This is a genomic window from Bradyrhizobium sp. USDA 4452, from assembly GCF_054063575.1.
In genome coordinates, this window is sequence record NZ_JBSSGK010000001.1 from 4321198 (window position 1) to 4339318 (window position 18121).

Below are 18121 nucleotides of genomic sequence, written 5' to 3' on the forward strand. Positions count from 1 at the left end.
ATTGCCATGCAGCATGAACCGATGAAGCTTCTGCAGTTTCGAGCGCCGGAATTTCTTTCCGATGCAATCGAAACGGCCGCTCGCCGCAATTGTCAGACGAAGTCCGAGTTTGTCCGACGCAGCGTCATTGACCGACTGAAAGCGGATGGCATCGATCCCACCGAGCTGCCGGGGGCTGCATAAATGGTCCTTCCTGACTACACGATCGACACTAGCAACCAGTCGGGGACATCTGACAGTCTCAAACGTAGGCGCATGTATGCCGAGGCGCTGATGAAGCAGGGGATGGATTCCACTCCTGCCGCTGGGGGTCCTGGGGGCGGCTGGGTCACGGTGCTCAATCGCGGTTTGGCTGGCGCGCTTGGCGGCTATCAATCCGGTCAGTTGGACCGGCAGGAAACAGAAGGTGACCGCCAGAAGGCACAGTGGATTGCCAAGGCATTGGGGGCTGACTCCTCTCCGACCGTCGCTCCCGGAATTCCTTCCGCGTCTGGCTTATCGGAGGGACCACTTACCGCCGGCCCGACCGTCCAGAACGACGCCAATGCCATTCCGGGAACGGTCGGCATGGATCAGCGTCTTGCCGATCGGACGCAAGACTTCATCCAGGACAATCCGGGGACCTCTCTCTCCAGCGGGATTCGGAGCCGGGACGATCAGGCGCGACTCTATGCAGATCGGGCGAATAATCCGAATCCCGTCGCGCCTCCGGGAACGTCTTTGCATGAGCAGGGCTTGGCCGCAGACATCGGCGGGATGACGCCTGCGCAGCGCGCGATGCTGCCTCAATATGGCCTGGCGCAGCCCGTCGCCAACGATCCGGTGCATGTGCAGTTGGCAGGCAATGATGATGATGACGAGAAAACGCCCGCCAACGCGCAGCCGACACAAGGGCAGCTTCCGAATATGCCCCGGCGTCCGCAGCCGAACATTGCGGCGGCCATGGCTGTCATAAACAGTCCCTATGCATCGGCTGCTGAAAAGCAGGTCATGGCCGCGATTGTCTCCGGAGCCACGAAGCAGGATCAATGGTCGAGCGCCGGCAATGGCTATCTCTATAATAGCCGAACGGGTGAAGGTCGCAGGCTGTATGAGGCGGATGACAAAACGCCAACGTCAGTGCTCGAGTACAATTTCTATCTGAAGAACTTCAAGCCAAGTCCGACCCAGCCGCAGCCGATGGACTATGCCACTTTCTCAGTGCAGAAGGCGCGCGCTGGGGCCGCAAATACCAGTGTCGTAGTCGGTGGCGAGAACAAGGGACTGGACGAGGCTCGCAAACTCGACGCGGAAGCGGTGCGCAAAGGTCAGAACGAGACAACGCCGGCATTGGAAGATGCTGACCACAATTTCCAGATGATGCAGGACGCGATCGAGCGCAACGGAGGCAAGCTCCCCACCGGTGGGGCGCTTGCGAAGGCCGGCTTGGATCTCGCTCGCACCGCGGATTACATCAAGAACAATTGGGGCGTCGATCTCGGTGGCGACCCCACCACGCTCACGAGCCTTGAGACCTTCAACAAGGGTGGCATCAAGGCCTCCGGCGACATGGCAAAAGCTATCGGCGGCAGCCGCGTCTTGAAGGTGGAGTTCGAGAACGCGCAGCGGGCAAATCCTGGGCTTGAGACCAGCGATGGCGGTAACAAGTATCTATTGGACCTGAACCGAAACGGTATCGCTATCAAACGCGACTACCTTCAGGCTCAGGAGGACTACTGGCGAGAAAATAACCACAGTCTCGACGGTTTTCAGAAGAAGTGGAATGCGGAAATCAAAGCGAAACCCTCGCCCGCTTTCCGGTTTCAGCGTCGCGCCGCCGATCAACAACGGCGACGGTTCGCAGTTCGTCAAGCTCCCATCAACCGGGCAAGGCGGCTACACGTGGTTCCGAAAAGGCCAGGATGGTTTGGTACCGATCACCGATCAGAAGGTGACGGAGCGATTGGAGAACAGTGCAAAGCCCCTAAAACAGGCTGCACCTGAACCGATCGAGAAAATCGTCAACGGCAGGACTTACGTCAAGCAAGACGGCAACTGGTTTGAGAAGCAGTGATGGCGGGAAATCAAGTCACCGATCCGGCGCTGTTGGCTCAGCTCGAAGCCGCGGAAGCACCGGGAAAGCGCGTAACGGATCCAAGGCTGATCGCGGCCTTGGAGAGTGATCATGTCCCGGAGTTGAAAACCAGACAGGGTTTTCCTGCGCCCGGATTTGACCTGATGGGCAATGCGACCGGCGTGACCTCGGATGAACAGGCGCCTAGCCCGGTCATGCCCTACGGCGGCGAACAGATGCGCCACGTTCTAGGTGCGGTTGACGGCGGGGTGCGCGCGGTTGCCAACGGCATCCCGTTCATGGACCGGTTCGCGGCTGGCATGGGGGCCCTGACCGGTATCGGCGGGGAGCGCGGCGACTATGCGGGCAACCTCGAAAAGCAGCGTGCAGAGGACAGGCGGCTCGAGGAGGCTGCCCCGATCGCCAACACCGCGGCGCATTTGGTTGGCGGGGCGATGCTGCCCTTGGGAACGGCAGGGGCAGCTGCTAAGGGCGCAACCCTGCTGGGTAAGACGCTGTTGAGTGGTGGCACCGGTGCTGTTTTCGGCGGTGCGCAGGGTGCGTCAGACGCGCCGGATTTAGCCGATTTGCCGGATACCCTCCGGCGAGCGCGAAACAGCGCGGGCGTGGGATTGCTGGTTGGTGGCCTACTTCCGGGCACCGCAAAAGCGGTCGGCTCTGCTTACAACGCCTTCACTGCGGCGATGCTGAAAGGCGAAGGCCTTACACGGCCTGCAACAAAGCAGCTCGCCGCTGCGCTGACGGCCGATACGCCAGCCGCTGTGCGCTCGCGGTTGGACGAACTCGGACCGGATGCGATGTTGTCTGACGCGGGACCCGCATTCCTCGGTAAAGCGCAGGGCGTGACGCTGAATAGCGACGAAGGTCGCTCACAGATGGTCAATGCGCTCACGCGCCGGAATGAAGGCACGAACCAGCGAATCACAGACGATGTCAATCGCGCGCTGGGACCTGCAGAAGATCCGCAAACGGTCTCCAACGCGATTCGGGCCCGACGCGCAGAGGTCGATAATGCAAACTATCCAGCAGCGCTGAATAACGCTCCCGATGTGCAGACGGCGCCGATCCTGACGCAGCTGGATGACATGATCCCGCGCGCTGTCGGCATGGAGCGTCGGGCGTTGACCAACCTGCGCAATATGATGATGACGACCGAGCGCCGACCGCGGCTTGATGAGTTTGGGCATCAGGAAGTCAACCCGCGGACAGGTCAGCCGGTGTTTGACGAGGTGCCGGTTTCGCAGAATAATGCGGAAGTCCTCCACAAGGTGAAGCAAGAACTCGACAACGTCATTCAGTATGACGCGCCGGGCCTTGGCATTCCGGCCGGCGCCGTTTCGCGCCAGCAGGGCGCGCTCCGGATGATGCGTGGTCAGCTGAACGAAGCGCTTGAGCAGCAGGTCCCGGGCTATGCGAATGCCAATCGGCAGTCTGCTGCTCTCGCTCGCCGGGGCGATGCCGTCGAAGCGGGGACGCAGTATCTCGGGTCCGGCAAGACGACGCCGTCACCTGGGCGGTTCGCCGACGAGTTCGGCCGGCTCGAGCACGGAGAGCAGATCGCATTCGCGAAGGGCTCGCGCGGGAACATCGATCGCGTGCTCGGCACCAAGGCGAACGACCTGCAGGCCTTGAAGGGCGAGCTGCAAGGGGAAGGAGGTTGGAATACCGCAAAGATTGCGACCGTTCATGGACAGGACGCCGCTGACGAGTTGATGGCATCAGTCGAGCGCAATGCGAAGTTCCGAGACACCCATAACAAGGTCGTTGAGAACTCGCAGACTGCTCAGCGCCGCGCCGCGGCAGAAAACATGAAGCCGGAAGTGCCTGGCGAGATGCAGCTGATCACGCCGCAGACGACCGGCATCGGTTTGGTGTCGGCTGGCGCGAAGAAGGCGGCCAATTGGGCAATCAACGGCATGAGGGCCGATCCAACAGCGCAATATGGGGAGATTGCTCGTGTGCTCTCAGCACAGGGAGCCGAGCGCGACCGCTATTTGCTGGCGTTGTCGGAGGCTCTGCGAAATCACGAGGCCCAAAGGGCCATAGCGCCGGCTATCGGCGATCGGGCTGCTTTGGCGGCAGCGCTTCTTGAGAACGAGTATTTGCGCGGTCGTACAGGTACGCGATGAAGCAGGTAGCGCCAAATCCTACCAGACAGATCGTCATGCCCCAGCCGTCGCCCCACGCGCTAAAGGCGCCGCCAATAGCCCCATTTTACGCCAGCCAGGATGGCGAACAACACGGCTGAACAAACGATGATGCGGAGCATGGCAAAACCGGTGAGGTTGAGCACCCAATGAGCGATCACTTACCATGTTTGGCCCCGGCGTGGCTATCCGAGCTTCCGAGCTTTGTAGGCGTCCGACCGGAAGCGACGAAGCAGCCCTCCGACTTGTCAAACTATGACCATTGGGCGCCAGCGGTCACCGGGGACGGCGATATCGACTTCAATCTTGGAATGCTTCACTGCGCCGAAGCTATTAAATTCGCGGGTCACACTCGGGACCTGTTCCTGCTGTTCGTCCTGCTCGCTATTGCCCAGCGCCCAATCAGGGACATTGAAGCTGGATTTCTGGTGGCTCTTTTGAAGCGCGCCAAGGTGGGAACGATAGCGATGCCGTTCGATGAAGAGACTGCCGCCATCATCAGCGGTTCCGAAACCGGCGTTCTGGAAGATCTGCGTCAGGGCGAAGTGATCATGAGGGACGCGATCCTTGAGGCCAAGTATGGCGATCCGTCCAAGGCCATCGACGGCGTCATGTGGGCCATAACCAACACAAAAAGGGCCGCGCTGCTCATGTTGGCAAGGACCGCTCAAAACGGAGCATCAAATTGACCGGCGCCCCTGAAAATACAACAAAGCAACAGCGGGGACGCCCGTTCAAGCCCGGTCAGTCCGGAAACCCTGCTGGCCGTCCCAAGGGGGCCAGGAACGCCACCACGGTGGCCATCGAGGCGTTGTTTGATGGTGAGGCCGAAGAACTCACTCGTAAAGCGATCGAGCTCGCGAAGGGCGGAGACATGGCCGCGCTCCGCCTCTGCATGGAGCGGATTGTTCCGCCACGTCGCGACCGGCCTGTGACCTTCGATATGCCGGCGATCAAGGAGCCAGCGGAAGCGGCAGCGGCAATGGCATCCATTCTTGTCGGAGTATCGGCTGGGCAGATCACACCAGGCGAGGCTGGTGAGGTCGCCAAGCTGGTAGAGACATTCGTCAAAGCCGTCGAGATTGCCGATTTGGCAGCACGCATCGAACGCCTCGAGAGGATGACAAGTCAATGAGCTTGGAGAGGCGAGTGACGGCGCTTGAGGCTCGGCATGAATCCCCGACGCGAATCCTGTTTCGCAACCTGTATGAGGATCGGTCCGGACAGGTCGCTTCCGTGAGCGATTTCATCTGGCCGCCCATAGAGAAGACTGGCACGCCATGAAGCTCGCGACGAGATTGGCAAAGCTAGAAGAGGTAACGCGCCGAGGCAGGCGCGGCCTGTTCGTGGTTTCTGGGCATTCCAATGCCGAACACCGAGAGAAGATTGATGCTCTGATTACCTCGGGCCGTGCAGATCCCGATAGCCTCTTTGTCTGCCTCATGAAATTCGGTGGTTCAGATGAAGTTGCTAAGCCGGCTTAAGAAATTGGAAGTGGCTCGTGGCCCGCAGGGAATTGTTGTCCTGTCCGGCTCTTTATACGAAGAGCGTCGGCGCGAAATAGATGAATTGATCGCCTCCGGCAGAGCTACTCCTGCGAGCCTGTTCGTGAGCACTGGCGTACCTCGTTCTTGATCGGGTTACATTCTGAGGAGAACGCGATGCGATTGCACAAGCGGGTAGAGGATCTGGAAAAATCGATCGCACCTCGCCAAAATCCGATCATCCTCTTCGCGCTGACGGAAGACCGTCTGAGGGAGGAAATTCGGAAAAGGCAGGCTATCGAGGGACCTGACGTGCCGATCCAAGGGATTTGCTGGTTGCCTACGTCATCGCCAGACGGCGAGAGCTATCCCGGCTAGGCCATTCACCGAAGAAAACTAGGACCTGAAAATATGAAACACTACTCTGATTGTGCGATCTATAACGAGCCCGCCTTACCGCGCGGCGAGTGCAATTGTGGCGGTTTAGAGTTGGCAGACGATGCGGACCATGACGCGGTCATTTCGTCGGTAGCCCGTTCGAGGAGCTGCGGAACGGACGTTGGTAACGTTAGCCCCGGTAGCTTCATCAAGCCGCAAGAGCTTCCAACCGACAGGTTCATTGCTGACGCTACCACCGCTAGTTTGCCAAACCCGCATGATGGCGTTCCCCTCTTGCGTGAAGCCAACAGCGTGGACCTCGACCAATCGGAAATATCCGTCGTACAGAAGCTCTAAAACGCAGCCCTTGGTCAGCGCTTCGCAGGCTGTTTGGACCCACATAGATTTCTGTCTCCGCCGCTGGGGAGTACTTTTCGCTTAGTCGTCATCACCCTGAATAGACAGCCCGGAGCCATAAGGGTTAGTTGGGCTGTCCGGCGAGTATGGATTGCCGGCACCATATGGATTGTTGATGCTGTCCGGTGAGTAGCGACTGCCGTATCGGCCGTAAGGATTCGATACCGAGTCCGGATCGTAGGGGTTGCTGCTGAGGCGTCCTCGATAATTTCCGTCGGAATCGTACAGCTTCGGAGCGTTGGTCGCGTAAGGATTGTTCGCCGATTCATTGCTGTAAGGGCTGCCATATCGCCCATACGGGTTGTTGATGCTGTTTGGATCGTACGGGCTGCCAGCACCGTAAGAGTTAGAAGTCGAGTTCGGCGCGTATCGATTGGCTGAAAGATTCCCTTGAGCAAGAGCAGTGCTGGCCCATGCAATAGAAAGCCCCACTAGCAGGATCGTGCGCTTCATCAGTCGGCCCCCTCTAAAGATTTTCACCACTGCGATACCGGCGATCAGGTCAGAAACCTAAACGCCTCGCAGGGCGCCACAACGCCAAAAATATGCGACCTGTATCTCGGACCATCCAACCGCAACCAGCGCGCGAGATCAATAGGGTGCAGCCGTCTTTACGGGTGTGCATTGGCGTCATCGGAGCAATCGCCCGACCTCCCACTATCCTTGACGCAACCCCGATACAGCCACGGCGCAACGTAGCTGCCAGCCCATAGGCCGCGGCCGGCGCGCTCTGCTTCGTGCTGAGCCGTATCGTACCTACGCTTGGAATACTGCGGCCAGTCGAGCGCGAGGCCGCTGCGGACCAGCCATTCCCCGAGATCGACCCCGCCGACGGTGCATGTCGCGACCGTTCGCCCATAGCGATCCCTGCTAACCGGAGCACAGTTTACCGGCCTGCGCGCAATGAACGCATCAAGGTCGTTGGCCGCCTTGGCACCACAGCGGTATTGCAGGCTGTCATCGCCCCGGCAGAGCTGGGCGCTTTCGGGCGCGTCGATGCCCCACAGCCGAACGCGGGTGCCGTGGATCTCGAGCGTGTCGCCGTCGATCACACTTGCCTGCCCGATCAACTCGTCTGCACGGGCCGTTCCTGCCTGCAAGGTGGCCGCAGCCAACAATAGTCCGAAAAATCGGGTGATCTGGATTTTCGAAGTGATTTTTCGTCCTTTAGAATCGGGCACAACTTGCATTTTCGGCCTCAAAAAATGCTTCCTTTATGGGATGCGCAAGGTCGGCGGGGTTTTCGCCTCAAGGACTTGGCCGAAAGGCTCTTTTAGAGCTGACTAGTCGGGCAGTTGGGGCCCCAAATTGGGTGGGGTACTTCCGAATAAAAAATCAGCGCTTCCGCTTCTTCATCCTCACGCCAGCGCCACCACCGTTCTCCGGGATGAACTCGACGCCGGCCTTCTCCAGGGCATGACGTACCGCATCCCGAACATCCTCTGACACAGCAGAGCCGTCGTCGCTCTCCCGCTCTAGGCGCTTGATGGTCGGTAGCGAGCGCCCGGCGGCCTCTGCAAGGTCGGTCTGAGACCAACCGAGTAGGCCACGCGCCGCTCTTATCTGTTCGATCGAAATCATCACGATTCCCGCTTGACACTTTTTGGATCATTGATATGATCCATTTTGTATCAAGACAGAAGCCCAAAGGCAACCCAGATGAGCAAAAGCACCTATTCGGTGAGCGGCGGAGCTATGCCTTCAACCATCCTGAGCATCCACAACCTCATTGACGAGCAAAATGGGGAGGTCCGCGCTTCGGTTCTCAAGGGCCTCGCTCGTCGTCGGGCCATGTCTGATTATGGCGCAATCACCCCTCGGTCGTTGCGATCCGCCATCCGCGAGTATGCCGGAATCATCCCGCAACTCCAGACCGCTTGGCGCGAACGCCATGGCCTCCCCATCGAATACGTGATGGTCACTGCGTTCGGTGCTGAGCGCAGCGGCGTTCGCCGGTCGGCTTTCTGACATGCGGCTAACCCTGGCTCATTTATTGGCAGTGTCCGATTTGCTCACGGCGGCTGAAAGCGCGGTGAGTACCGGGATCCTGCCTCCGCGCCGGTATAGAGCCTTGGTGCTGGCAATTGAAAACGCCAAGCGGACTTTTAATAACGGCAGCGCCGACGCTGCTGTACCGATGGAGGTCGGCAATGACTGATACGCACGTCTTGGAGCGGCCAAAGATGCTCACTGGTCTCGCTATCCAACAGCGAGAGCGGGAAACGACTCTCCAGCGCCTTTCCGAGCTGAGGAAAGAGGCGCGGGCCGAGATCGAGCGCCTGATCGCCTTCCTCGATGCCAGCGATGAGTATGTGATGACCGAGCGCGAGTTGGACGACTACGAGCGCGAGGACTGCTTCGAGGACGACGAGCCCGATCTGGGCAGTCTTGACCGGGCTTCTCAGACCCATTGGGCTGCTGGCGGAACCGACGACCTCGAGGAGGACAACGACAGCGGGATCGGCGACATGGATGGCTTGCTAGAGCAGGTCGGTACCCAGGATTGGCAGCAGGGAGCCATGGCATGAGACAGGTCAGCATCACAAGTACGATCCCGCCGCTCCCTGGCTGCAGCCTCTGGCATGGCACCGCCAGGACAAAGCGACGTTGCTACGAGTGGTTCTACGAACCGGGCAAGCGGCCCCGAGTAAGAGCTGAGCAGCCCGACATGCGCGGATGTTGGATGAACCTGCGCTCAGTGCCGACGACGTTTAGAGTGGCAATTCAATCGGCGATAGCTGACACGCAGCAGGCGCGATTGCATGAGCAACCCGCGCTCCCACACCTTGTTCCGGATTGCATCGACTGCCCCGCTGAGTAGTCCGGGGCAGTGGATTGCGGGCAATGCGGGGGTTGTCATCTTGTCTTAATGGCATCGATCCGGATTCAGGAATCGGCTTCCCGTGCGCTATTCCGCGCATCTCATGGAGCGATCCGATGGTTAAGACGCACTGCAACTACGGCCACGCAATGACGCCAGAGAACACTAGGATCGTGCAGCCAAGGGGGCACAAGTATCCCTGGCGTCAGTGTCGCACGTGCATGGACCTGACACCGGACGATGTTGCCTCGATTGAGGCGAGGATGGAGGCCGGCGCCTCCATCAAAGACCTCAACTTGAGCTTCACGAAACAGATGGGCTTCGAAGCGTATCGCAAGGAGAACCCGGACTGGTCGGCCCGGGTCGAAGCGCTCGCAGATATCAACGCCGACAAGAAAAAAGCTGCAGCTGCGGCGCGTGCTCGCATGGATCGAACTCATTGCACCCGTGGGCACGAGCTGACGCCAGAGACATTCGACAGGGGCCTGATGCCGGAGGGGGCGGTCGGCTGGAATCCCCGCGCGTGTTTGGTCTGCCGCAGTCAGATGGAATACAAGCCGCGTCAATTCACGGCTGAGGAAGTGCAGGCCGCGGCAAAAAAACTTTCTGTGTACGTCGGCGTCAGCATCGGCCGACCGCAGCGGACCCATTGCAAAGCGGGTCATCGTCTCACGCCGGAAAACATCGCGGTCATGCTGACCGGCAAGGGCTACCGCCATCACATGTGCAGGAAATGTAAGGATCTCACGCCGGCCGAGGCAGCCTTGATTTTGCAACAGCTCGAGGCCGGCAAGACGTTAAAGAAAATCCGGATGCCGGCAGGGAAGGAGCATCATTCGTTCGATCGATATCGGGCGGAACACCCAGAGTGGGACGCTATTGTAACGCCCCTGATGCGTACGAACATGCACCATGCACGTGTCGCAGCGTGGAAGGCAAAAATGGCGGCAAGAACGCACTGCAAGCGCGGTCACGAGTACACTCTCGACAACGTCTATTTCCGGTCAACCAACGGCACGCGCCAGTGCAAGACATGCATGCTGATGAACCACGCCAAGGTCAAGCCGATCACTCCCAAAATGATCGAAAGAGCCAAGCGCAGCCTGGTTGCTGGTTACAGGATCGAGCAGATCATCAGGGGGCCCGAGCGATCGATGGACGCCGTTCAGTGGGCTCACCTGCGCAAAACTGACGCAGCCTTCAACCGGTTCGTTCTGGAGAACGTCAACGATAGAAGCCTCTCAACGATGCAAACCCGCATCGGCGTCGCTCCGCTGGCCGGCATTGTGCGCGCCTCCCGTGTCGAAAACCTTGGCACCGAACCGCTAGCCTGCTCTGTCTTTACAGTTCCGCCACCTCGGAGCAGGCTCCGATTGAGCGACTTGAGCTGGTTGTCTAGCAGGGCTTCGATCTCCGCCATCGTGTTGATTTTGCCGAGATCAAGCTGGTCTTCGAATATGTCGAGCAGGATCACGGTCAAACGATTGAACTCGCGCAGCTCACCTTCGGCGAGATAGTTTTTTGAAACGTCCACGTCTGCCTGAGTGACGTTGTCGCCCTTCCATGTGCGCAAGCCCATGTTCGGATGATCGGCGTTGGCGCGGCTATAAACCATCTCAGAAGGCGTGTGGGTGGTGACTGCATACATCAGCTTGGCCTGCGTATGCGCATAGAATGCATGCCACGCTGGCGACTTCGGATCGTAGTCGCTGCACATCGTGCAAATGCGTTTGATTTCACGGTAGACATTTGCTTCATCCGAGCGAATGTCTCGGATGATTTCCTTGAGCTCGGCGACACGGTCCCTGCTGTCGGGCGCCTTCAGGCGCTCGGCGTCGATCACAAAGCCCTTTGTGGCGAACTGAACCAGCTTCTCAGTCGCCCACCGGCGGAAAACGGTGCCCTGCTTGGAGGACACCCTATAGCCCACGGCAATGATGGCATCGAGATTGTGGATGAGGGCTTTACGGCTGACCTCCCGGCCGCCTTCGTCTCGAACCTGCAAGCTTTCCTTGCAGGTTGATTCGCGATCAAGCTCACCCTCGTCGTAGATGTTGTTCAGGTGGGCATTCACCGCCTGGCGGGTCACGCCAAAGAGTTCCGCCATTTGGGGCTGCGTCATCCAGAGGGTTTCGCCCTCGTATCGCAGTTCGACCCTGAGCCCCTTATCCGTCCCGTACACCAAGAAGCGGTCGCCAGTAGCAGCGTCTTCGATGAGGTGTACCGGCTCGGTGGGCAGAGGCGCCATTTGTCAGTCCTGAGTTGGTGGTTACGCGGTGGTTCCTTGATTGTTCTTCAGCCAATCGCAAGGAACGCTGCGCATGAAAAATAATGTGACATCAAAGGGATAACTGGTGCCGCAAGAGGGACTCGAACCCCCGACCCCGTCATTACGAATGACGTGCTCTACCAACTGAGCTATTGCGGCGAACCGTTTCGGCGACGGCCGGATCATTCGTGCCACCTGATATCGGGCATGACCCCGATTGGCAAGATGACGCGGGTATTTAACCGTGCCGCGGTTATCTAACCGCGAATTAGCTTCCCAAACGTGACAGAAATCCGCGCCAGCCGCCCGCCTGGGCCTTGGGCGGGCCGATTTGTTCCGCGAATTCGTCGACCGGGCCGTCCTCGTCGACCCCGGGGTCGTCGGGGGCCCGGACGATCGGGATCACGGCCGGGATCGGCGCCGGCGGCGCCTTGGGCAGGTCGGACCGGGAGCGGAACAGCGGCGCCGGTTCGGCGGCTGGTGGCGGCGGAGCCGGCTCAGGCGCGGCTGATGCGGTCGGCGCGGGCTCGGCCTCGATGGCCGCCGGCACCGGGGCGTTATCCTGCGCGGTCGGCTCGGCCGGCTCGGCGGGCTTGATCTCGACCGGCTTCACCTCGACCGGCTCAACCGGCTTGACTGCCTCCGGCGGCTCGGCTGCCTCCGGCGGTTTGGCGGCCACCGGCTCGCTGGCCACCTCCTTTGGCGGCTCGACCCGGCGCGGCGCCAGCATCGCCTCCTCGAACGGCGAGGGCTCGATCGCATGGCCCTTGTCGGACGGCAGTGCCGCCACCGGGGTCTGCCACTGGAAGGCATCGAGACGGCCGGTGACCGGCGACACCGGACGCCAGCGGTCGGAGACATAGCCGTCGGCGGTCCACACCGGATCGTGCAACGCGCGCACGGCGCGCAGGGTCCAGGCCCGCGCCCGGCCGCTGTCGCCATGTTCGGTGCGCTCGATCTCCGCCATCAGCAGCGCGACGCGCTGCGTCGGCGCCGCGATGAACGGCTCCAGCGCCGCGCGCGCTTTGGCGAATTCCGACGCATCGATCGCAGCGCGGGCGATCGCCAGCGCGCCCTCGATATGGCCGGGCGTTTTCGCCGCCAAGGTCTCGACGCGCACCAGGCGCTGGCGCGCGGAATCGCCGAGCCGCACATGCGAATAGGCATCGGCGAGATCGGGATGCGGCTGCGCCAGCCACGCAGTCTCGACGATGCGCATCGCACGGCGCACCTGATGCGCCTCGCTCTCGAATTTGGCGGCAAGCACAGCGGCCGGGATCAGCGTCGGCGCCAGCTTGAGCGCCTCCATCGCGCTAGCGCGAGACAAATCCCGATCGACGGTCTCGAACTCCAGCGCACGCGCCGTCAGCAGCACGCCGCGTTGGCGCCGATAGGTCGCCTTGTCGATCAGGCCTGCGGCCTGGTTGTTGTCGATGATCGACAGCGCACCAGCCCAATCGCCCTTGGCGCAGCAGAAGCCGAGCACCGCATGCGACGCCCAGGACGAGGACGGCGACATTTTCAGCGCTTCCTCGGCAATCATCACGGCCGCGACCGGATCGTCGGCGCGCTGCGCCTCGATGAACAGGCCGCGCAAGCCGAGCAGCCGCGTGTCGGGGCGCTCGGCCATGGCGCGGAAGGCGCGCTGCGCGCCGTCGCGATCGCCGTCGAGCTGCGCCGATTGCGCGTGCAGCAGCAACGCCAGCGGATCGCCTCCGGCGTGGCTCCGTGCCACTTCTGCATGCGCCCGCGCCGCCGACGAATCGCCGTGCCCGATCGCGAGCAGGCCTTGCGTGATGGCGTGACGGCCGCGCGCGTGGCGCCGCTCACGCCGGCCGCGGCGGATGTGCGAGGGGATCTTCCACAGGCCGCGCAGGATCACGCCGGCAACCATCGCGACGACGATGAGGAGGCCGAGCAGGTACATCGGCTGCTTGGACGTCAGGCGCAGACCGCCCCAGTTCAGCACGAGATCGCCGGGCTGATCGGCCAGCCAGGCCGCACCCGCTGCGGCGAGGGCGATCAGCAGCAGGAACAGAATGATCCGGATCATCGCGAACCCATTGCAAGGACTTACTGGTTGACCGTGGCGAGCGCCGCCATGGCGTTGTCGGCAAATTTGCGCGACGCGTCGAGCGCGGCGCGGCGCGCGTCCACCTTGGCGAGCCAGGCTTGCGCCGCGGTGCGATCCGCCGGCGGCAACGACTTCAGTTCACGTTCGGTCAATGCAAGATCATTATGGACGGCGGCCGATGTCACGCGCGCGACGATGCTGCCGCGGTCGGTCCCGGTGCCGTCGGTCCGCTCGATGCGGATCAGCTTGGACGCGCCGGCCTGCAGACGATCGACCAGCCCGGCGCTGGCTGCCGCGGCTTCCGGCGGCGGCGGCGCGAGTTGCGGCACGATCTCGATCAGCTCGCGGCACAGATGATTCGGGGTCGGCACGCCTGACGCCGCGAACACGTCGAGCGGCTTCAGCAGGTCGGGATTGTCGGTGATCGCTTTCGCGGCCTCGAGCGCCGAAGCATAGGGATCGCCGTGACGAACCGCGACGTCGAGCAACGCTGCAGCGACCACGCGGCGCAGCGGCACGTCATCTGCCTTCGCCTCGGCCTTGCTGTCGGCGATCTTGCTGTCTTGCCTTGCGATCGCGGCACCCTGCGCCTTCACCGCGCCCTCGACCTTGTCGATGCGCGCCGTGATGCCGGAGATATCAGGCGCAGCCGCGCCATCGCGCGGCGCGGCCGTCGCCTCATTGACGGCGGCGACGAGCTTGTCGGATTGCGCCCGCGTCGCCGCAATCTCGGTGCGCAGTGCCGCGATCGATTTGTCGAGCGCCTCCAGCCGCGCGGTTGCCGCGGGATCGGCGGCCGCGGCGAGCGGCTTGCTCGGCTTTGACTCGAGCGCGGCGAGGCGCGTACCGAGCTCATCCAATGTTACGGCACCGGGCGGCGGCGCGGACACAGGCTGCACTGCGGGCCAGCCGAGCAGCCAGCCAACCCCGATCACCAGCGCCGCCGCGACCGCGCCCGATATCGGCGCCACCACCCAGGGCGACACTGGCCGCGACGGTTCCGCACCGGACGCCGCGGATGCAGCCTCGGGGTGCGGCTCCGGGTGGGGAGCAGGATCCGGATGCGGCTCCGCCTCGGGCGCCGACGCTTCCGCCGCCTTGTCGGTATCCTTGTCGCTATCCTTTTCGGTATCTTTGCCGGCTTCCGCGCTCCCCTCGGTCCTTTGCGGCTCGCTGGAGATCTCGGTCGCCTGAAGATCGATGGTCGGCGGCGGGCGCTTGGGCCGGGAATCCGGCGAAGGTCCTGGGTCGTCGGGCCTTTCTTCAGCCATCGCGAGGGTCCTCAAAACTACTGGCCGCACATTGTAGCAGAATCGGCCGGCGTTCTTAGAGCACGATCCTAAAAACGGAGCATTGCCTAACATCATGGTCAGACGAAAGAATTAATTGCGGTCACGGCCGCAGGGCACGGCCGAGCGCCTCCAGCAGCGCGTCTTCGTCCGGCCGCGCCGCCACCACCACCTTGGTCGCGCCGGCATCATGGAGCACCGCGGCGACCGCCGCCGAAATGCAGCATTGCGGCAGGGCAAGCGCCGAAATCTCGATTCCGTCGGCCCGTATCGCGTCCAGGAACGCCTGCGCGCTGCGGCGGGAATAATGCAGCACCGCACTGATCCGGTTCGCCAGGAAGGCGTCGCTGACCTCCCTAGGGAGGGCGACGACCGGCGCCATCCGGTAGGTGGTGTGGGTGATGACGGCCAGCCCCCTTTCGCCGAGCTCGCCCGCCAGATCGCGCGACAGGTCGGCGCCGGCGAGATAAAGCAGCGTGGCCGACGGCGAAAGTTCGCCGGCCTCGACCCGCGCCAGCACGAGATCGCGCAAGCTCACCGCATCGCCCTTGGCCACCATCACCTTGTCGAAGCCCGCGGCGCGCGCGGCGTCGGCGGTGTGCGCGCCGACCGCGAACAGCGGCAGCCGCAACAGCCGGCTGCCGGCGAGATCGATGGCGCGTGGCGCGTTGGCGCTGGTCAGGATGACCGCGTCGTAATCCGCATCGTCGTCATGAAACGGTAACGGCTCGAAGCGCAGCACCGGTGCCGCGAGGGCCTCAAAGCCGCGTTGGCGCAGCGTCGCGAGTGTCGCTTCATTGTCCGGATGCGGTCGTGTGACGAGGATGGTCACGCCTCAGGGCTCCCGCCTTGCGAATTGGGCCTTGCCGACCGATTGCACTTTGAGACCTCGCAATGCTACCCCGGAGGGGCGTTTTGATGAACATGACCTCGCCGGAAACCGGTTCCGGCCTGACTGGATCATGCTGGTAGCACAAGGGCCGAAATTGGGACACGAACCACCGATGCTGGTGCTGGGGATCGAGACCACCTGCGATGAAACCGCAGCCGCCGTGGTCGAGCGCCAGGCTGACGGGCAGGCCAGGATCCTCTCCAACGTCGTGCGTTCGCAGACCGACGAGCACGCCCGCTTCGGCGGCGTGGTGCCGGAGATCGCGGCGCGCGCCCATGTCGACCTGCTCGACGGGATCGTCGCCTCCGCCATGAAGGAGGCCGGTGTCGGCTACGGACAATTGTCGGCGGTCGCGGCCGCGGCCGGTCCTGGCCTCATCGGCGGTGTGATCGTCGGCCTCACCACCGCCAAGGCGATCGCGATGGTGCACGACACGCCGCTGATCGCGGTCAACCATCTCGAGGCGCACGCGCTGACGCCGCGGCTGACCTGCGCGCTGGCGTTTCCCTATTGCCTGTTCCTCGCCTCGGGCGGCCACACCCAGATCGTCGCCGTGGTCGGCGTCGGCGAATATGTCCGGCTCGGCACCACCGTCGACGATGCGATGGGCGAGGCGTTCGACAAGGTGGCGAAGATGCTGTCGCTGCCCTATCCCGGCGGACCGCAAGTCGAGCGCGCAGCGGCCGGCGGCGACCCGACGCGGTTCGCGTTTCCGCGCCCGATGCTCGGCCGTCCCGATGCGAACTTCTCGCTGTCCGGATTGAAGACCGCGGTGCGCAATGAAGCGAGCCGGCTGGAGCCGCTCGAGCCGCAGGACATCAGCGACCTCTGCGCAAGCTTCCAGGCCGCAGTGCTGGAAGCGACCGCGGACCGGCTGACCGTCGGCTTGCGGTTGTTCGAGGAGCGGTTCGGCACGCCGCGCGCGCTGGTCGCGGCCGGCGGTGTCGCCGCCAACCATGCGATCCGCAGCGCGCTGCAGGATGTCGCGGCGACAGCGCAGACCACGCTGATCATCCCGCCGCCGGCGCTCTGCACCGACAATGGCGCGATGATCGCCTGGGCCGGCGCCGAGCGGATGGCGCTCGGGCTGACCGACACGCTGGAAGCGCCGCCGCGCGCGCGCTGGCTGCTCGATGCCAATGCCAAGGCGCCGGCCGGCCACGCCAACAGCCGCGCCGGATATTGAGCTAGGGGTCGCGATGCCCGCGGATATCTCAGTCAGCGTGATCGGTGCCGGCGCCTGGGGCACGGCATTGGCCGAGGTCGCAGCGCGCGCCGGACGCAAGGTGACGCTGTATGCCCGCAATGCCGAGCATGCCGCGCGGATCCAGACGACGCGGATCAATCCGCGGCTGGCCGGCGTCCAGCTTCAGCCCGGCATCGCGGTGACGTCGGATATCGCCGGCGCCGCGCGCGCCGACATCGTTCTCGCCGTGACGCCGGCGCAGCATCTGCGCGCGGCGGTCAGTCATCTTGCACCGTACCTCAAACCCGAGACGCCCGTCATCGCCTGCGCCAAGGGCATCGAGCACGGCACCCACAAATTCATGACCGAGGTGATCGCCGAAGCAGCACCGCGCGCCGTGCCCGCGATCCTGTCGGGACCGAGCTTTGCCGATGACGTCGCGCGCGGATTGCCGACCGCTGTGACGCTGGCCGCCAAAGACGAGGCGTTGGCACGCGCGCTCGTGCAGGCGCTCGGCTCGGCGACCTTCCGGCCCTATCACACCACCGACGTGCGCGGCGTCGAGATCGGCGGCGCGGCCAAGAACGTGCTGGCGATCGCCGCCGGCATCGTGGTCGGCAGCAATCTCGGCGCCTCCGCGCTCGCCGCGCTGACCACGCGCGGCTTCAGCGAGCTCGCACGGCTGGGCCGCGCCTGCGGCGCGCGCGCCGAGACCCTCGCCGGCCTGTCCGGATTGGGCGATCTCCTGCTCAGCTGCTCCACCGCGCAATCGCGCAATTTCGCGCTCGGCCTCGCGCTCGGTCGCGGCGAAGCGGCGCCGGTCGGCAAGCTCGCCGAAGGCGCGTTCACCGCGCCGGTGCTGTGCGAGCTCGCCGCCGCGCAGAAGGTCGACATGCCGGTATCAAACGCGGTCGCGGCGATCCTCGGCGATCGGCTAACCATCGATGCCGCGATCGAAGGCCTGCTGACGCGACCGTTCAAGGCCGAGTAACGCAGACCACGGGCGCAGATGGCTGAGCTTCACGATCCGCGTACATCGTAATAGCGTTACGGCGAACCGTCGGATCCCGGTCGAACAAATCGAACAACG

19 protein-coding genes and 1 tRNA gene are annotated in these 18121 nt (G+C 62.9%); 12 read left to right on the forward strand and 8 right to left on the reverse strand.

Translation table 11 applies throughout. The features are described 5' to 3' along the window. The first annotated feature begins 21 nt into the window (after nt 1–21). The 7 genes from ACVISU_RS20725 (at nt 22) to ACVISU_RS20755 (ending at nt 6083) form a co-directional block, all read left to right on the forward strand. Nucleotides 22–183, forward strand: coding sequence for a hypothetical protein (locus ACVISU_RS20725; protein ID WP_456708147.1), 162 nt, complete (start codon nt 22–24; stop codon nt 181–183). Continuing rightward, the gene (locus ACVISU_RS20730; protein WP_456708148.1) at nt 184–1983 is read left to right on the forward strand and encodes a M15 family metallopeptidase; all 1800 of its coding nucleotides are present in this window, start codon (nt 184–186) and stop codon (nt 1981–1983) included. It abuts the gene before it with no gap. 69 nt (nt 1984–2052) lie between these two features. Then, nucleotides 2053–4203 carry a hypothetical protein gene (locus ACVISU_RS20735; RefSeq protein WP_456708149.1) on the forward strand — a complete coding sequence of 717 codons (2151 nt, stop codon included), beginning with the start codon at nt 2053–2055 and terminating at the stop codon, nt 4201–4203. Between the two features lie 263 nt (nt 4204–4466). Beyond that, nucleotides 4467–4910 (forward strand): hypothetical protein, encoded by a 444-nt coding sequence (locus tag ACVISU_RS20740; protein ID WP_456708150.1) that lies wholly within the window; start codon nt 4467–4469, stop codon nt 4908–4910. Continuing rightward, nucleotides 4907–5356 (forward strand): DUF5681 domain-containing protein, encoded by a 450-nt coding sequence (locus tag ACVISU_RS20745; protein ID WP_456708151.1) that lies wholly within the window; start codon nt 4907–4909, stop codon nt 5354–5356. Before ACVISU_RS20740 ends, ACVISU_RS20745 begins: the two co-directional genes overlap by 4 nt. A gap of 145 nt (nt 5357–5501) precedes the next feature. Next, a complete protein-coding gene (locus ACVISU_RS20750; protein ID WP_456708152.1) occupies nt 5502–5705 on the forward strand; it encodes a hypothetical protein in 204 nt (67 codons plus the stop codon). 177 nt (nt 5706–5882) lie between these two features. Then, nucleotides 5883–6083, forward strand: coding sequence for a hypothetical protein (locus ACVISU_RS20755; protein WP_456708153.1), 201 nt, complete (start codon nt 5883–5885; stop codon nt 6081–6083). A 438-nt stretch (nt 6084–6521) separates the two neighbouring features. Here the strand turns inward: ACVISU_RS20755 and ACVISU_RS20760 are convergent, their stop codons facing one another. The 3 genes from ACVISU_RS20760 to ACVISU_RS20770 all read right to left on the reverse strand — a co-directional run bounded on the left by ACVISU_RS20760 (nt 6522) and on the right by ACVISU_RS20770 (nt 8081). Continuing rightward, nucleotides 6522–6953 carry a hypothetical protein gene (locus tag ACVISU_RS20760; protein ID WP_456708154.1) on the reverse strand — a complete coding sequence of 144 codons (432 nt, stop codon included), beginning with the start codon at nt 6951–6953 and terminating at the stop codon, nt 6522–6524. A 158-nt stretch (nt 6954–7111) separates the two neighbouring features. After that, complete coding sequence (locus ACVISU_RS20765; protein ID WP_456708155.1) at nt 7112–7690, reverse strand: thermonuclease family protein; 579 nt, start codon at nt 7688–7690, stop codon at nt 7112–7114. 145 nt (nt 7691–7835) lie between these two features. After that, a complete protein-coding gene (locus ACVISU_RS20770) occupies nt 7836–8081 on the reverse strand; it encodes a helix-turn-helix domain-containing protein (RefSeq protein ID WP_456708156.1) in 246 nt (81 codons plus the stop codon). Nucleotides 8082–8159: 78 nt separating this feature from the next. Between ACVISU_RS20770 and ACVISU_RS20775 the strand changes: the two genes are divergently transcribed. Genes ACVISU_RS20775 through ACVISU_RS20785 form a run of 3 tightly spaced genes read left to right on the forward strand, consistent with a single transcriptional unit; the run spans nt 8160 to nt 9028 of the window. Then, nucleotides 8160–8468 (forward strand): hypothetical protein, encoded by a 309-nt coding sequence (locus ACVISU_RS20775; RefSeq protein WP_456708157.1) that lies wholly within the window; start codon nt 8160–8162, stop codon nt 8466–8468. 1 nt (nt 8469) lies between these two features. Further along, entirely contained in the window at nt 8470–8658 is a 189-nt protein-coding gene (locus tag ACVISU_RS20780) for a hypothetical protein (RefSeq protein WP_456708158.1), read from the forward strand. Next, nucleotides 8651–9028: a hypothetical protein gene (locus tag ACVISU_RS20785; protein WP_456708159.1), complete on the forward strand. Its 378-nt coding sequence runs from the start codon at nt 8651–8653 to the stop codon at nt 9026–9028. Before ACVISU_RS20780 ends, ACVISU_RS20785 begins: the two co-directional genes overlap by 8 nt. A gap of 1467 nt (nt 9029–10495) precedes the next feature. Here the strand turns inward: ACVISU_RS20785 and rhuM are convergent. From rhuM to ACVISU_RS20810, 5 genes are all read right to left on the reverse strand, one after another. After that, on the reverse strand, nt 10496–11569 hold the full coding sequence (gene rhuM / locus ACVISU_RS20790) for a RhuM family protein (protein ID WP_456708160.1): 1074 nt from the start codon (nt 11567–11569) through the stop codon (nt 10496–10498). Nucleotides 11570–11673: 104 nt separating this feature from the next. Then, nucleotides 11674–11749, reverse strand: a tRNA-Thr gene (locus ACVISU_RS20795). Nucleotides 11750–11858: 109 nt separating this feature from the next. Beyond that, the gene (locus ACVISU_RS20800; RefSeq protein ID WP_456708161.1) at nt 11859–13643 is read right to left on the reverse strand and encodes a heme biosynthesis HemY N-terminal domain-containing protein; all 1785 of its coding nucleotides are present in this window, start codon (nt 13641–13643) and stop codon (nt 11859–11861) included. A gap of 20 nt (nt 13644–13663) precedes the next feature. Then, complete coding sequence (locus tag ACVISU_RS20805) at nt 13664–14935, reverse strand: COG4223 family protein (RefSeq protein ID WP_456708162.1); 1272 nt, start codon at nt 14933–14935, stop codon at nt 13664–13666. 121 nt (nt 14936–15056) lie between these two features. Then, nucleotides 15057–15785: a uroporphyrinogen-III synthase gene (locus tag ACVISU_RS20810; RefSeq protein ID WP_456708163.1), complete on the reverse strand. Its 729-nt coding sequence runs from the start codon at nt 15783–15785 to the stop codon at nt 15057–15059. Nucleotides 15786–15957: 172 nt separating this feature from the next. On the opposite strand from ACVISU_RS20810, the gene tsaD reads away from it, so the two are divergent. Both tsaD and ACVISU_RS20820 read left to right on the forward strand, forming a co-directional pair. Then, on the forward strand, nt 15958–17031 hold the full coding sequence (gene tsaD, locus ACVISU_RS20815; protein WP_050406159.1) for a tRNA (adenosine(37)-N6)-threonylcarbamoyltransferase complex transferase subunit TsaD: 1074 nt from the start codon (nt 15958–15960) through the stop codon (nt 17029–17031). 13 nt (nt 17032–17044) lie between these two features. Continuing rightward, nucleotides 17045–18022 (forward strand): NAD(P)H-dependent glycerol-3-phosphate dehydrogenase, encoded by a 978-nt coding sequence (locus ACVISU_RS20820; protein ID WP_456708164.1) that lies wholly within the window; start codon nt 17045–17047, stop codon nt 18020–18022. Nucleotides 18023–18121: the final 99 nt, after the last annotated feature.